This window comes from Pseudomonas sp. PDM13 (assembly GCF_025685765.1).
GTDB classification, from domain to species: Bacteria; Pseudomonadota; Gammaproteobacteria; order Pseudomonadales; family Pseudomonadaceae; genus Metapseudomonas; species Metapseudomonas solani.
Genome location: NZ_JAOTQU010000018.1, coordinates 19,056 through 33,202 on the forward strand (window position 1 = coordinate 19,056; position 14,147 = coordinate 33,202).

At 67.8% G+C, this 14,147-nt stretch carries 13 protein-coding genes; 5 read left to right on the forward strand and 8 right to left on the reverse strand.

All coding sequences use genetic code 11. The annotated features are described in order from the left end of the window. The first annotated feature begins 168 nt into the window (after positions 1-168). Positions 169-2,262, forward strand: a complete 2,094-nt coding sequence (locus OEJ36_RS18640) for a TonB-dependent receptor (protein ID WP_263402779.1) — start codon at positions 169-171, stop codon at positions 2,260-2,262. A 179-nt stretch (positions 2,263-2,441) separates the two neighbouring features. Here the strand turns inward: OEJ36_RS18640 and OEJ36_RS18645 are convergent, their stop codons facing one another. From OEJ36_RS18645 to OEJ36_RS18680, 8 genes are all read right to left on the reverse strand, one after another. Continuing rightward, positions 2,442-3,392 carry a lyase gene (locus OEJ36_RS18645; RefSeq protein WP_263402780.1) on the reverse strand — a complete coding sequence of 317 codons (951 nt, stop codon included), beginning with the start codon at positions 3,390-3,392 and terminating at the stop codon, positions 2,442-2,444. Positions 3,393-3,471: 79 nt separating this feature from the next. Further along, complete coding sequence (locus tag OEJ36_RS18650; RefSeq protein ID WP_263402781.1) at positions 3,472-3,636, reverse strand: hypothetical protein; 165 nt, start codon at positions 3,634-3,636, stop codon at positions 3,472-3,474. After that, entirely contained in the window at positions 3,633-4,757 is a 1,125-nt protein-coding gene (locus OEJ36_RS18655; RefSeq protein ID WP_263402782.1) for a PepSY-associated TM helix domain-containing protein, read from the reverse strand. The genes OEJ36_RS18650 and OEJ36_RS18655 overlap by 4 nt, the downstream gene beginning before the upstream one ends. Positions 4,758-4,826: 69 nt before the next feature. Further along, entirely contained in the window at positions 4,827-7,268 is a 2,442-nt protein-coding gene (locus tag OEJ36_RS18660; RefSeq protein WP_263402783.1) for a TonB-dependent siderophore receptor, read from the reverse strand. A 139-nt stretch (positions 7,269-7,407) separates the two neighbouring features. Beyond that, positions 7,408-8,358, reverse strand: coding sequence for a FecR domain-containing protein (locus OEJ36_RS18665; RefSeq protein ID WP_263402784.1), 951 nt, complete (start codon positions 8,356-8,358; stop codon positions 7,408-7,410). Then, positions 8,355-8,873 carry an RNA polymerase sigma factor gene (locus OEJ36_RS18670; protein ID WP_263402785.1) on the reverse strand — a complete coding sequence of 173 codons (519 nt, stop codon included), beginning with the start codon at positions 8,871-8,873 and terminating at the stop codon, positions 8,355-8,357. Before OEJ36_RS18670 ends, OEJ36_RS18665 begins: the two co-directional genes overlap by 4 nt. 124 nt (positions 8,874-8,997) lie before the next feature. Further along, a complete protein-coding gene (locus tag OEJ36_RS18675; protein WP_263402786.1) occupies positions 8,998-9,708 on the reverse strand; it encodes a PolC-type DNA polymerase III in 711 nt (236 codons plus the stop codon). Next, positions 9,705-11,639, reverse strand: a complete 1,935-nt coding sequence (locus OEJ36_RS18680) for a putative nucleotidyltransferase substrate binding domain-containing protein (protein WP_263402787.1) — start codon at positions 11,637-11,639, stop codon at positions 9,705-9,707. Before OEJ36_RS18680 ends, OEJ36_RS18675 begins: the two co-directional genes overlap by 4 nt. Before the next feature lie 295 nt (positions 11,640-11,934). Here OEJ36_RS18680 and OEJ36_RS18685 point away from each other — a divergent pair, with 295 nt between their 5' ends. The 4 genes from OEJ36_RS18685 (at position 11,935) to OEJ36_RS18700 (ending at position 14,084) form a co-directional block, all read left to right on the forward strand. After that, positions 11,935-12,441 carry a response regulator gene (locus tag OEJ36_RS18685; protein ID WP_263402788.1) on the forward strand — a complete coding sequence of 169 codons (507 nt, stop codon included), beginning with the start codon at positions 11,935-11,937 and terminating at the stop codon, positions 12,439-12,441. Positions 12,442-12,615: 174 nt separating this feature from the next. Next, a complete protein-coding gene (locus OEJ36_RS18690; RefSeq protein ID WP_263402789.1) occupies positions 12,616-13,047 on the forward strand; it encodes a PaaI family thioesterase in 432 nt (143 codons plus the stop codon). Next, a complete protein-coding gene (locus OEJ36_RS18695) occupies positions 13,047-13,454 on the forward strand; it encodes a PaaI family thioesterase (protein WP_374979651.1) in 408 nt (135 codons plus the stop codon). Before OEJ36_RS18690 ends, OEJ36_RS18695 begins: the two co-directional genes overlap by 1 nt. A 63-nt stretch (positions 13,455-13,517) precedes the next feature. Next, positions 13,518-14,084: a TetR/AcrR family transcriptional regulator gene (locus OEJ36_RS18700; RefSeq protein ID WP_263402790.1), complete on the forward strand. Its 567-nt coding sequence runs from the start codon at positions 13,518-13,520 to the stop codon at positions 14,082-14,084. Positions 14,085-14,147: the final 63 nt, after the last annotated feature.

Below are 14,147 nucleotides of genomic sequence, written 5' to 3' on the forward strand. Positions count from 1 at the left end.
AGACCGCAGGCCATGGATGGCGCGGTCTGTAGGCGTTTTAGGAGGTAGGAACGGAGCAATGTAAGCATTTTGTAAATAAAAAGATGCAAATGACTACAAAGATCAAATGGAAATGAATATCATCCGCACCCGATTCTTTTGCCCCCTATTCGGATGCGGACCTGCCCCATGTCGACCCCTGCCAAATTACCTGCCCTTACGCCCTTGGCCCTGAGCCTGGCTTCCCTGCTGTTGTCGCCGCTGGCCATGGCCGCCACCGAGCTGCCCGCCATCGAAGTGGATGGCAAGCGCACCCAGGATTCGCGGGTCAGGGACGTCTCCACCGCCACGCGCACCGCCACCCCCGTGCGCTACGTGCCCCAGGCGATCGACACGGTGCGCACCGAAGATGCCTTGAACTACGGCACCCGCACTCTCGCCCAGGCCCTGGCCGGCCTGCCCAACGTCAGCGACGCCAGCGATACCCGCTTCGACGGCCTGCGCATCCGTGGCTTCGATGCCAGCAACGACTTCTACCTGGACGGCATCCGCGACGACAGCCAGTACACCCGCGACCTGCACAACATCGAACGCATCGAGGTGCTCAAGGGCCCGGCGGCGGTGCTCTACGGCCGGGGCAGCCAGGGTGGCCTGGTCAACCGCATCAGCAAGCAGCCCCAGGCCGGGCTGGCCTCGACCCTGGAGGCGCAACTGGGCAGCCAGGACTTCCGCAGCCTCTACGCTGACCTCAGCGCCGACGCCAGCGAGAACATTGCCCTGCGCCTGAACATGGGCGAGCAGGACGCCAACAGCTTCCGCAAGGGCGTCGACTCCAGCCGCCAGCTGTTCGCACCCTCCATGAGCTGGCAGCTCAGCCCCGACCTCAACTGGCTGGTGCAGTACGAATACAGCCGCCACCGCCGCACCCCGGATCGCGGCATCCCCGGCCTCAACGGCCACCCGGCGGACGTCAGCCGCGACACCGTCTACAGCGACCTGCAGCGCGACTACATCGACGACAAGGCGCAGTCCCTGCGCTCGCGCCTGACCTACGACATCAACGCCGACTGGCAACTGCGCCAGACCCTCGGCGTGTTCAAGCTCGACAGCGATTTCGACAACACCTACGTCACCAGCGTCAACGCCGCCGCTCGCACCGTGGGCCGCGCCCGCTGGCAGCAGGACCTGACCACCCGCAACATCTTCAACAACGTCGAGCTGGAAGGCGTGTTCCACACCGCCGGCCTGGAGCACCGCCTGCTCACCGGCCTGGAGCTGGGCAACCAGCACCGCGACCCGAAGCTCTACACCAACGCCACCGGTGCCGCCAACGCCGCGCCCTCGCTGGACATCTTCAACCCCGACACCACCCGCCAGCAGACCGGGCGCATGGTCGCCAACAGCGATGCCCAGCACCGCATCGACAGCCGCGCCCTGTACATCCAGGACCAGGTGACCCTGAACGAGCAGTGGCAGGTGCTGTTCGGCCTGCGCTATGACCACTTCGACGTGGACAGCCAGAACCGCCTCACCCGTCGCAGCGAGCAGCAGGTGGACGACAGCTTCAGCCCCCGCGTCGGCGTGGTCTGGACACCGCTGCGCGACCATTCCTTCTACGCCTCCTACAGCAAGACCTACTCGCCGGTGGGCGGCGGCCTGATCGGCGTCACCGCTGGCGCCACCACCAACACCAACGACACCGGCCCGGAGCACACCCGTCAGTACGAGGTGGGCGTGAAGAGCGACTGGCTGGAGGACAACCTCAGCACCACCCTGGCCGTCTACGAGATCGAGCTGTACAACCGTCGCACTTCCGACCCGCTGAACCCGGGCAACTTCCTGCTCTCCGGCCTGCAGCGTTCCCGTGGCATCGAGCTGACCGCCAGCGGCCGTCTCCACGGCAACTGGTACCTGCGCGGCGGCATCGGCCTGCAGGACGCGGAGATCGTCAAGGACAACAACGGCCTGGAAGGCAAGCGCATCGGCGACGTGGCCGAGCGCAACGGCAGCCTGTTCCTCAGCTGGAAGCCGGAACAGGGCCTGTACGGCGAAACCGGCCTGACCCTGGTGGGCGACCGCTACGCCGACAACGCCAACACCGTGGCGCTGCCGGGCTACGGCCGCTGGGACGCCATGCTCGGCTATCGCCTGGAGCAGTGGGACCTGAAGGCCGCGCTGACCAACATCGCCGACAAGACCTACTACGCCACCGCCACCAGCGCCGTGCAGATCATGCCCGGCGACCCCCGCACCCTGATGACCAGCGCGAGCTATCGGTTCTGATCGCAGGATCGAGGTCGTACCCGGCCCGTCGGGTGGGTAGCCCGTAGGATGGGTAGAGCGAAGCGAAACCCATCAATTCCCGGCACGGAGACGCCTTGGGTGCCGGGCCTTCAGCATGGGTTTCGCGGTGCTCTACCCATCCTACGGATGACCCTGCCTGGGTTGAGCCTTGTACCCGCTCAATCCCTGATCATCACCAGCCGGTCGAGGCTGGATTCCGCGCCCCAGACTTCGCCGATGCGGCCGGAGAGCTGCAGCACGCGGGCGTTGGCCTGGTCGCTGGGGAAGGCGGTGAAGCGCTGGCTGAAGGGGTTGAAGCGGAGGATGGCGTTGCTGCTGAAGTCGCTGATCCAGATGCGGTCCTGCTCGTCGACGAACATCGCATGGGCGTCGGCCTTGCCGCCGGGCAGGTCCCAGCTGTTCCAGGCATTGGCCAGCGGGTCGTAGCGGCTGAGCTTGCCGCTGCCGCTTTCACTGACCCAGAGGGTGCCCTTGGAATCGCTCCAGATGCGTTGCGGCCCCTGCTGCGCCTCGGGTGAGGCGATCACCTCGGCATGGCCGGAGCCGGCGTCGATGCGGGCGATGTGCTTGCCGTCGAGGCTGGCGTACCAGATCTCGCCATTGGGCGTGGTGGTGATGCCGTAGGGCCCGGCGCCGCCCGGGGCGGGCCAGACCTTGATCTCGCCGCTCTTCGGGTCGAGCCGGCCGTAATAGCCGTTCTGCCCGGTGAACCAGAGCAGCCCGGCCCTATCGAAGGTGGCGCTGTTGAGGCCGGCGTCGGCGGCGCTGCCCGGCAAGGGGTAGTGCTTGGCGCTGAGGCGGTCCGGGTCCACCTTCACCAGGGCATTGAGGCCGGCATCGGTGACCCAGGCTGCGCCATCCTGGCCGACCACCACGCCACGGGGGCTGGAGCCGGCGCCGAGGGCGATCTGCTGGCTCTGTCCGGTCATGGGGTCGAGCAGCCCAAGCAGGCCGAGCTTCTGCGCGGTGTACCAGACGCGGCCGTCGGTGGCGGGGGCCACGTCGCGCGGGCCGCTGCCCGGCGGCAGGGGGAAGTACTTCACCTCGGCGGCGAGCACGGTCGTGCTGAGCAGGGCGGCGAACAGGACCGCAGCGGCGTTGCGGAGCATGGCGACCTCCAGGTCTGGGAGACAGAGTTATGGACGCCGTCACGCTCCAAGGGTTCGCCGGGAATTTGCCGGCGCCCGTTCAGCGCCGCAGCAGGAAGGGGCGGATGCCGAGGAAGGCGGGGATGCCCAGGCCGACCCAGGCCAGGGCGTCCCAGATGCCGTCGCCGAGCAGCGCGCCCACCAGGCCGATGGCGGTGAGCGCCGCCAGCAGTGCGGGCACGGCGAAGATGCGTTTCAGGTTCATGCCGTCGCCTCCCCACGCTGCCGCGCCGGCGCCCGTCGACGCACCCACCAGAGGTAGAGCCCGCTGCCGAGGACGATGATGGTCAGCACGTCCAGGGTCGCCCACAGCAGCTGCATGGGCAGGCCGCCGTAGTCGCCGAAGTGCAGCGGCTGGGACATGGCCAGGGCGTCCATGTACCAGGGCCGCTCGCCGATGGCGGTGACCTCCAGGGTGCGCGCGTCGATCAGCACCGGCGTCCACAGGTGCGAGGTGAGGTGGCTGCTGCCCTTCATGAACACCGAGTAGTGGTGCTCGCTGGAGAAGCGCGTGCCGGGGAAGGCGATGAAGTCCGGCTCCATGCCCGGCGTCGCCTGGGCGGCGATCTCCAGCAGACGCGTGGCCGGGGCGCGCTCGGTGAGCGGCGGGGCGTCGCGGTAGGGCTCGACCATGGCGGCCAGGCTCTCGTTGCGCCAGGCGGCGATCACCAGGTCGGCGCAGGCGCTGATCACCCCGGTGACGCCGACCACCAGGGCCCAGGTCAGGGTGACGATGCCGATGAGGTTGTGCAGGTCCAGCCAGCGGGTGCGGGTGGAGCGGTCGCGGCGCACGGTGCCGAACTCCAGGCGACGCATGAAGGGCGCATAGAGCACCGCTCCGGAGACGATCGCGACCACGAACAGCAGGCCCATGAAGGCCAGCAGCAGCTTGCCCGGCAGCCCGGCGAACATGTCCACGTGCAGGCGCAGCATGGTCATCATGAAGCCGCCGTTGGCCGAGGGCATGGCCACCGGCTCACCGCTGCGGGCGTCGAGCATGAAGGTGTGCGAGGAATTGGGTTCGGTGCCGGCGGTGGCGGCGGTGATGGCCACCACGCCGTTGGGCTCGTCGTCTTCCCAGCCCAGGTACTGCACCACCTCGCCCTGGCGATGGGCCTCGGCGGCCTGCACCAGTTGCTGCAGGTCGAGGCGCGGCGAGTCCGCCGGCATCTCGCGCAGCACCGGGGCGTCGCCCAGCAGGTGGTCGATCTCGTGGTGGAAGATCAGCGGCAGGCCGGTCAGTGCCAGGAGCAGCAGGAAGGCCGTGCAGATGAGACTGGTCCAGGTGTGGACGAAGGACCAGCGGCGGATGGTGGTTGATTTCATGAGCCTGTCCAAAAGCCGAAGGCCGCCCAGCGGGCGGCCTCGGTGGCGCGTGGTGTACGACTTAGTGGCTTACCACTTGTAGGTGGCGCTGGCGACGACGCTGCGCTCGTCACCGTAGTAGCAGTAGTAGGCGTCGCAGGTGGAGATGTAGTCCTTGTCCAGCAGGTTGGTGGCGTTGAGCGCTACCGACGCACCGTTCAGGCTGCTGTCCAGGCGGCCGAGGTCGTAGTGCACGGCGGCATCGAACACGGTGTAGGACTTGGCGAAGCCGAGCTCGGAGTTGGCCTGGTCACCGAAGGTGTTGCCGGTGTAGCGGGCGCCGGCGGCGATGCCGAAGCCGTCGAGCACGCCGTTGTGCCAGGTGTAGTCGGCCCACAGCGAGGCTTGGCGGTTGGGCATCAGTTGCAGGCGCTTGCCCTTGAACTCGCCGTCCTGCACTTCGGACTTCGCCTGGGTGTAGGAAGCGATCAGCTTCAGGCTATCGGTGACGTTGCCCACGGCTTCCAGCTCCAGGCCCTTGACCTTCACTTCGCCACTCTGGTTGGTGACCGGCGTGCCGTTGATGCGGTTGGTGACGGACACATTCTGTTGGGTCAGGTCGTAGACAGCGGCGGTCAGCAGGATGTCGCTGCCCGGCGGCTGGTACTTCACGCCCAGTTCCCACTGCTTGCCTTCGGTCGGCTTGAAGGAGTCGGTCGGCGATGCCGTGGCGTTGCTGGTGGGCTGGAAGGACTCGGCGTACGACAGGTACGGCGTGAAGCCGGAGTCGAACACGTAGCTGAGGGCGGCGTTGCCGCTGAAGGCCTTGTCGCGCTCGGTGTTGGTGGCATCGCTCTGGTTAAGGAAGGTGGTGCCGGTGTGCACCCAGTCCTCACGGCCGCCGAGGGTCAGGCGCCATTGGTCGAGGGCCATCTGGTCCTGAACGTAGAGGCCGGTCTGGTTGGTCTTCTGGTTGTAGTCGTAGTACGCCAGCGAGCGCGGCGGACGGACGATCGGCTGGCCGTATACCGGGTTGTTGACGTTGATGTCCGGCGGGGCGTAGCCGTTGAAGGCGGTACCGAAGACCGACATGTAGTCGGTTTCGATGCGCTGGTGATCGAGGCCGAGCAGCAGGGTGTGGTTGATCTCGCCGGTGGCGAAGTCGGCCTGGAAGTTGTTGTCCACGGCGAACTGGCTGATGTCTTCATCGGTGTTGGTGCTGTTGCGACCGACATTACCGTTGGCGTCGACCACGTAGCCGAAACCGGCGAGGGACGGGATGTAGCTGTTGACGGTGACGGTCTGGAACGACAGCTCGGACTTGGTGTAGCGCAGGTTCTGGCGGAACTGCCAGACATCGTTGAAGCGATGCTCGAAGGCGTAGCCCAGCGCGTAGTAGGTGCGGTCGTAGAAGTCGTAGTCCGGATCGCCCAGGTTCTTGTGGTGGGAGATCTTGCCGAACGGCATGTCGATCTTGGTGCCCTGGATCGGTCGGAACTGGCTGGTGGTGCCGGTATCGTCGCGGGTGAACTGCGACAGCAGGGTCAGCGTGGTGTCGGGGTCGATGTTCCAGGTCAGGCTGGGGGCGAGGTTGTAGCGCTTGTTGTCGACGTGGTCGATCTGCGTGCCGCTGTCGCGTACCACGCCGCTCAGGCCGTAGAGGAACTGGCCCTGCTCGTCGATCTTGCCGGTGCTGGCGAAGTTGATCTGGCGATGGTTGTCGCTGCCGTACTGCACTTCGATCTCGTGGCTGGTCTCGGCGCTCGGGCGACGGCTGACCATGTCCAGCAGGCCGCCGGGCGGGGTCTGGCCGTACACGGAAGAGGCCGGGCCACGCAGCAGGGCCAGGCGGTCCAGGTTCCAGGTTTCCGGTTTCGGGTTGGCGTATACGCCGCGTGGCAGCGGCAGGCCATCGAGGAAGTGGGTCGGCTCGAAGCCGCGCACGCGCATCCAGTCGTAGCGGGTGTCGCTGCCGAAGCTGGCGGAGACGATGCCGGGCATGTATTTCACGGCGTCATCGAGGCTGTGGACGCTGCGCTCCTGCATCTGCTCGCGGGTGGCGACGGAGATCGAACGCGGAGCCTCGGCCAGCGCGGTATCCGTTTTGGTGCCGGCGGCGGTGCGTTTGGCCAGGTAGCCGGTGGTGGGGCCCCAGGCGCTTTCGCCAACACCGGCGGCGTCGATATTGGTGGCCGGCAGAGCCAGGCCGGTATCGGCCACGGGCTCCAGGCTGAAGGTGCCCGAGGGGCTCTTCACCAGTTGCAGGCCGCTGCCGTTGAGGGCGGCGTTGAGGGCGGCGACCGGCGAGTATTCGCCTTGCACCGGCTGGGCGGTTTTACCGGCGGTCAGCGATGGGTCGATGCTCAGGACGATGCCGGCTTCGCTGGCGATGCGGCTCAGGGTGCTGGCCATGGGCGCGGCGGGCAGTTTGTACTGCTGGGTTTCGGCGACGGCATGGGCGGACAGGCTGCCCAGGACGATGGCGGCGGCGAGCAGGCTGGGGCGGAAAGCGGGGCGGAAGGCAAACGTCATTGCGAACGACTCCTGATAGGAAATAAGTCTCAATGACCTGTTGCCGGATCAGGATAGAAAAGTGATAGGGGCCCTGCGAAATATTTTTTGAAAGTCCGCCGGATGGCGGTTTTCCCGGGCCGGAGCCCGGGTTGAAGCGCTATTTCTCGGCGGGCACCACGCGGGTCCACCAGCCGGTGTGGCGTTCGATGCGCACGGGCAGGCTGGGGGGCAGGGCGTCCAGGGCGAGGTCGCTGTTGCGCAGGGGGAAGCTGCCGCTGATGCGCAGGTCGGCGATTTCCGGGGCGACGCCCAGGTAGCCGCTGCGGTATTCGCCCAACTGCTCCAGCAGGTCGGCGAGGCGGGCATTTTCCACCACCAGCATGCCGTGCACCCAGGCGTCGGCGCCCACGGCGGCGGGCTGGCTGGCCTCCAGTTGGGTGCGGCGCATCAGCACCTGCTGGCCTTCCTTGATGATGCGTTCGTCGTCGGCCTGGGCCGGGTGGGCGGCGACCGCCGATTGCAGGACGACCAGGCGCGTGCCGTCTTTCTCGGCGCGCACCAGGAAGCGGGTGCCGAGGGCGCGCAGGTCACCGTTCTCGGTGCCGACCACGAAGGGGCGCGGGTCGCCGTGGGCGGTTTCGACGAGGATCTCGCCGCTGCGCAGGTGGATGCGGCGCTGGGCCGGGTCGAACTCGATGTCCAGGGCACTGCGGCTGTTGAGGCGCACGTGGGTGTTGTCGGGCAGCAGCAGGTCGCGTTGTTCGCCGCTGGCGGTGACTTCGTCGGCCAGCCAGTCGCTCAGTGGGCGCTGCTGGTTGGCCAGGCCCAGGGCCAGGGCGCCGACCAGCACCAGGCCGAGCAGGCCGCCGCTGCGGCGCATGCTGCGCGGCGAGCGCAGCAGGGCACGGCGGGCCGGGGCGCTGCCGGCGGCGATGAATTGCTGGTCGAGCCCGGCCAGTTGCGCCCAGGCACGGGCGTGCTCGGCATTGGCGGCGTGCCAGTGGAGAAATTCCGCCTGCTCGCCGGCACTGGCGTCGCCCGACCCCAGGCACAGCTGCCAGTGGATGGCTTCGTCGAGAACCTGTGAGGAAACCGGGGCGCGATTCACGTCGGCTCACCGTAGAGCGCGATGTAGCACTGGCGCAGGCCCTGGGCGAGGTACTGGCGCACGCGCGGCACGGAGACGCCCAGGCGCTCGGCGATTTCGGCGTGGCCCAGGCCGTCGACACGGTTGTAGAGGAAAGCGGCGCGCGCCTTGCTGGAGAGCTTGCCCAGCAGGCGGTCGATCTCGCGCAGGGCTTCGAGGATCAGCGCCTGTTCTTCCAGGTCCGGGTGCACGGCTTCGGGCACCAGGGCCAACTCGTCGAGGTAGGCGCGTTCCAGGGCGCTGCGGCGGAAGTGGTCCACCAGCAGGCCACGGGCAATGGTGGTGAGCAGGGCGCGGGGTTCGCGCACCTGGTGCAGGTCGGGCTTGCCGAGGATGCGCACGAAGGCGTCCTGGCTGAGGTCTTCCGCCCGATGGGGGCAGCTGAGGCTGCGCCGCAGCCAGCCGAGCAGCCAGTCACGATGGTCGCGATAGAGCGCGCCCGCCAGAGCATGGTTCGTGGTTTCCCCAAGCGACACTGCAACCTCCGCCGCTCGAAGCTGGCTGGTAGGAAATAGAGCGAGAATGATTCGCAATTATGCCCATGCTGGCCACGGGCCGCAATCGCAGGCCGTCGGTTGGCGACGACCGTTCGCGGTGGGCTCAGAGGCCGGGTTGCTGCTGGCGGCGTTGCCAGCGGGTGAGGGCGGCGGCGAGGGCGGCGGGGCTGCCAAGGCCTTGCTGGCGGGCGCGGCTGAATAGGATCAGGGCCATTTCGGCGGTGGCCAGGGCGTCGGCGCTGGCGTGGTGGCGTTGCTGCACCTGCAGGCCGAAATACTCGGCCCATTGGTCCAGCCCGCCGTTGCGGATGCCGGCGTCGGGGCACAGCAGCGGGGCCAGTTCGGCGACGTCGAGGAAGGGGTGTTGCAGGCGGTGGCCGAGATCACGGCGGAGGGCGCGGGCGAGCATGCGCTGGTCGAAGGGCGCGTGGAAGGCCAGCAGCGGGCTGTCGCCGAGGTACTCCATGAAGGCCAGCAGGGCTTCGGCGGGCTCCACGCCTTCGGCCGACTCGCTGGGGGCGATGCCGTGGATCAGCACGCTGGGGCTGATACGGCCGGTTTCGCGGTGCAGGGTGGCTTCGAACTGGTGGCCGAGGTCGATGGCGCCGTTCTCGATGCTCACCGCACCGATGGACAGCACCAGGTCGCGGCTCATGTTCAGGCCGCTGGTTTCCAGGTCGAGCACCACGAAGCGCTGTTCGCCCAGGGGGCCGTCTCCCAGCCCGAGCGGGGCGGGCAGCTGTTCCCGCCGGCGCTGCTGGGCATCGCTCAACGGCGGGCGGTGGCGTCGGGTGAGCCAGGCGAGGGCGTTCATAGCTGGTAGCGCAGCGCGAGGCTGGCCTGCAGGCGCTGGGCCTGGCGGAAGGATTCGCGGAGGATGCGCCGGTCCAGGTGGTTGAGGCTGTCCGGGTCGAGGCGATTGGAGAAGGGCAGCCCCTGGCGGGCCTGTTGCTGGTGCTGCTGCATGCGGGTCTGCTGGATGAAGTGGTAGGCCTCCTCGAAGGCGGCGCCGTCCTGGGCGTCGATCACTTCGTTGGCGACCAGCTGGCGCAGGCGTTCGAGGGTGTTGCAGCTGTCGATGCCGTGGGCCAGGGCGAGCAGGCGCGCGCCGTCGACGAAGGGGGTGAGGCCCTGGACCTTGAGGTCGAGGGTGTCTTTCTCGGCGCCTTTGCGGGCCACCACGAAATCACGGAAGCGGCCCACGGGCGGGCGCTGGCGCAGGGCGTTGTCGGCCATCAGGCGCTGGAACAGACGGTTGTCGGCGACCTGGGCGAGCACCTCGCGGCGCAGTTGCTCGCAGCTCTCGCGGTCGCCCCAGACGGTGCGCAGGTCGAAGTAGATGCTCGAGCCCAGCAGGCTTTCCGGCGTGGCTTCGCGGATGAAACCGGCGAAGCGCCGGCTCCATTCCTGGCGCGACAGGCACAGCTCGGGGTTGCTGGCCATGATGCGCCCCCGGCACAGCTCGAAGCCGCATTTGGCCAGGTCCTGGTTGATGCGTTCGGCCAGGGGCAGCAGGCGCCCCCGGATGGCGGCGGCTTCGGCGGCGTCGCGGGCCTCGAAGAGGATGCCGTTGTCCTGGTCGGTGTGCAGGGTCTGCTCGCGACGGCCTTCGCTGCCGAAGCACAGCCAGGTGAAGGGCAGGCCGGGGTCGCCCAGGGCTTCGATGGCCAGTTCGATGACCCGGCACACGGTGTGGTCGTTGAGCAGGGTGATGATGTGGGTGATCTGGGTGGAGCTGGCGCCATGGGCGAGCATGCTGTCCACCAGGCGCTGGATGTCGCTGCGCAGGGCGGCGAGGGTGTCCACCCGGCCGGCGTGGCGGATGGTGCGCGCGAGGTGCACCAGGTCGACGCGCTGCAGGGAGAACAGGTCGCGCTCGGAGACCACGCCGCGCAGGCGGCCGTCGTCCACCACGCAGACGTGGGCGATGTGGCGCTCGGTCATGGCGATGGCGGCGTCGAAGGCGCTGGCATCCGGGGGCAGGTGGAAAGGCTGCTGGGTCATCAGCTCGGCGATGCTCTGGCCGAGGTCGGCGCAGGCGTCGGCGATCACCCGGCGCAGGTCGCGCAGGGTGAAGATGCCCTGGGGCCGCTGCTGCTCGTCGACGATGACGATGCTGCCCACCTGGTTCTCGTGCATCAGCCGCACCGCGTCGCGCAGGGGCATCTGTGGCGGGCAGGCGATGGGCTGGCGCACGGCGAGGTCGATCAGGCGGGTGTCGAGGGAGTACTGGGCGCCGAGGGTTTCCACCGCGCGCAGCTGCACCTGCTGGTTGACCTGGTCGAGCAGGCTGCTGACGCCGCGCAGGGCGAAGTCGCGGAAGGGGCCGGAGATGGCGAACAGGCGCACGAAGGCGGGCTTGGCCAGGAGCAGGCAGAAGGTGTCTTCACCGGCCAGGTGCTCGGTGCGGGTGGCGCGTTCGCCGAGCAGGGCGGCGAGGGGGAAGCATTCGCCGCCGGCGATCTCGAAGGTGGTTTCGGTGCCGCGCTTGGCGGAGTGCGGGCGCTCGCCGACGACCCGGCCCTGCTTGACGATGTAGAAGTGCTCCACCGGCCCGTCGCTGGGCTTGATGATGGATTCCCCACGCCCGTAGAAACGCAGCAGGCAGTTTTCCACCAGGTAGGCCAGGTGGGCGCTTTCCATCTGGTTGAAGGGGGGAAACTTCTGCAGGAATTCCATGGTGCCATGGACGTTCTGCATCACCGCCAGCTTGCCCGCCTGGGCGAAGGCGTCCGTCGTGCTCATGCTGTGTGTTCCACGGCTCTCTTGTTGTGGGGTGCATGGTCGGTGGCTGCAGCGGCGCTGCACATTGGACGTAAGTATAGAGAGGCCGCCGGCGCCTCCCGGCCGCTCGGCCGCCAGGGGCGGGGCTGTCTGGACCGGGGTTTTGCGTGCGTGCCGTTGCGTTGGTCGCTTTTCGTACCGTTCGGCGGCGGTGCAGGAACTCTTATGTTCATCCGCTATCACACAGGCGTAATCCCGCGCATTCCGGTTTTGTGTGGAGCAGCGCGCCTGCAACGGCCGCTATGAGGTGAAGTCCATGAACTACGGTGACCTGCTGAGCCAGGAGGAGATGAAGGCCCTCGACGAGCTCGTGCGTGTGCCCAACGCCCAGCCCAGCGTCCTGCTGGTGGACGACGACGAGGCGGCGCGCGATGCCCTGGCCGAGCGGCTGCTGGCCCAGGGCATCGTCTGCACCACCGCCGGCAGTGCCGAGCAGGCACTGGCGCTGCTGCTGGCGCGCCCCTCCATCGACCTGCTGGTGACCGAGCTGCACATGCCCTGCGGCGGCGGCCTGGAGCTGGTCCGCGAGGTTCGCCAATCGGCCCGCGCCGACCTGCCGGTGATCATCACCAGCGGTGACGCCGATGTGCAGGACGCCATCGAGGCCATGCGCCTGAAGGTGCTCGATTTCCTGCTCAAGCCCGTGGATATCAGCCGCCTGGTCACGCTGGTGCGCAACGAGCTGGGTGCTCCGCCGGCGAAGAGCCCACCGGTGAGGGCGAGGCAAGGCAAGGCCGAAATCCTCGCGCTGAAAAGCGCCTGAAGCCGCCGCGAGGCGGCTTTTCATTTCCTCCCTCCGTTCATCAAGGTGCTGGTTGGCCTGGCATTCGCCGGCCTGATGCAGGCATGCGCCTGCTTGTGGGTGATCGCTTTCTGAGCAAAATATTTAGACCGGTCTATATAAATAAGCCGGCCATTTTCTTCAGGAGGACGTGTCATGAGTGAGAATCCGCGTTTGCTGGAAAGACTCGAGGCGGTGATCCGCGCCACCCCCTTCGCTGCGTTGATGGGCGCGCGCGTCAATGCCATAGGGGAAGGCACCGTCGAATTGGAAGTCGACGTGAAGCCGGAGGTGATGCATCAGCACCATGGCTTCGTGCATGGCGCAGTGGTTGGCTTCATGGCCGACAGCGCCTGCGCCTGGGCGGCGGCCTCGGTGGCGGGGGACGTGGTGACCTCGGAATACAAACTCAACCTGCTGGCGCCGGCGGTGGGTGAGCGGTTGCTGGCCCGGGGGCGGGTGCTGAAGGCGTCGAGTCGGTCCCTGGCCACCTTCGCCGAGGTCTTCGCGGTCAGGGGTGGCGAGGAGAAGCTGGTGGCGGTGGCCCTGGCCAGCGTGGCCAAGGTCGGTGGCGAGGGTGGGCGCTGATGGACGACGCGATCCCTCCCGGTTTCGAGCCGCTGTTCCGCAGCAGCCCCTTCCTCGATCTGCTGGGCCCGCTGTATTCCCGGCGCGACGAGGAGGGCGGCCTGGTCATCGCTGCGCGCATCCAGCAGAAGCACTGCAACCTGCGGGGCACCGCCCATGGCGGCTTGCTCTGCACCCTGGCGGATGTCGCGCTGGGCTACTCCACGGCATTTTCCCAGGAACCGCCCCTGGCGATGGCCACGGTGAACCTGAGCCTGGATTTTTGTGGAGCGGCACGCCTGGGTGACCTGGTGGAGGTGCGCACGGCGATCCACAAGATCGGCCAGCGCTTGGCCTTCGCCAGTGCCGACCTGAGCAGCAGCGGGCACCCCGTGGCCCGCGCCAGCGCTGTGTTTCATATTCCCTGAAGCTCGGGCATGCTTTGCGCGCGCCGGGTGACCGGCGCGCGTCACTGCCCTGGAGAAGTTCCCTTGCCGAAGAAATCCAACGCTGCCGATCGCGTCGTGCGCGCCACCGCCTCACTGCTGGCGAGCAAGGGCTATTTCGGCACCGCCCTGGGCGACATCATCGCGCGCTCGGAAACGCCCAAGGGGTCGCTCTATCACTATTTCCCCGATGGCAAGCCGGAGATCGTCGGCGCGGCCATCGACTTCGTCGCCAGCGAAGTGCGTGCGCATCTCGAACAGGCCGCGAGCCGGGCGCCCCATGCGCGCAACGCCTTGCTGGGCTTCACCGCCACACTGCGCGGTTGGCTGGAGGCGTCGGGCTACGCCGAGTCCTGCCCGATCTTCGCCACCACCTTGAGCATCGACGATGAGCTGAACGGCGTTCACCAGCGTTGCGGCGCTGCGCTGGCTGGCTGGCACGGCGTGTTCGAGCAGGCGCTGAGCGCGGACGGTGTGCCGGCGGCTGTCGCCGAGAGCCGTGCCTGGTTGCTGATCGCCGCCCTGGAAGGCGCGCTGGGCGTGGCCCGGGTGCAGCGCTCGCTGCGGCCGCTGCAATTGATCGAGGCGGAGCTGCTGCCGCTGCTGCCCTGAAAAATGACGTTTTCACAGACATGAAAAAACCGCCCCGAGGGGCGGTTTTTTGTGGAGCTCGGC

Bases quoted from the DNA above. Each gene is read 5' to 3' on its own strand.
- OEJ36_RS18660 (WP_263402783.1), bottom strand. From the start codon at position 7,268: ATGACGTTTGCCTTCCGCCCCGCTTTCCGCCCCAGCCTGCTCGCCGCC.
- OEJ36_RS18695 (WP_374979651.1), top strand. From the start codon at position 13,047: ATGGACGACGCGATCCCTCCCGGTTTCGAGCCGCTGTTCCGCAGCAGC.
- OEJ36_RS18650 (WP_263402781.1), bottom strand. From the start codon at position 3,636: ATGAACCTGAAACGCATCTTCGCCGTGCCCGCACTGCTGGCGGCGCTC.
- OEJ36_RS18685 (WP_263402788.1), top strand. From the start codon at position 11,935: ATGAACTACGGTGACCTGCTGAGCCAGGAGGAGATGAAGGCCCTCGAC.
- OEJ36_RS18690 (WP_263402789.1), top strand. From the start codon at position 12,616: ATGAGTGAGAATCCGCGTTTGCTGGAAAGACTCGAGGCGGTGATCCGC.
- OEJ36_RS18640 (WP_263402779.1), top strand. From the start codon at position 169: ATGTCGACCCCTGCCAAATTACCTGCCCTTACGCCCTTGGCCCTGAGC.
- OEJ36_RS18680 (WP_263402787.1), bottom strand. From the start codon at position 11,639: ATGAGCACGACGGACGCCTTCGCCCAGGCGGGCAAGCTGGCGGTGATG.
- OEJ36_RS18675 (WP_263402786.1), bottom strand. From the start codon at position 9,708: ATGAACGCCCTCGCCTGGCTCACCCGACGCCACCGCCCGCCGTTGAGC.
- OEJ36_RS18655 (WP_263402782.1), bottom strand. From the start codon at position 4,757: ATGAAATCAACCACCATCCGCCGCTGGTCCTTCGTCCACACCTGGACC.
- OEJ36_RS18645 (WP_263402780.1), bottom strand. From the start codon at position 3,392: ATGCTCCGCAACGCCGCTGCGGTCCTGTTCGCCGCCCTGCTCAGCACG.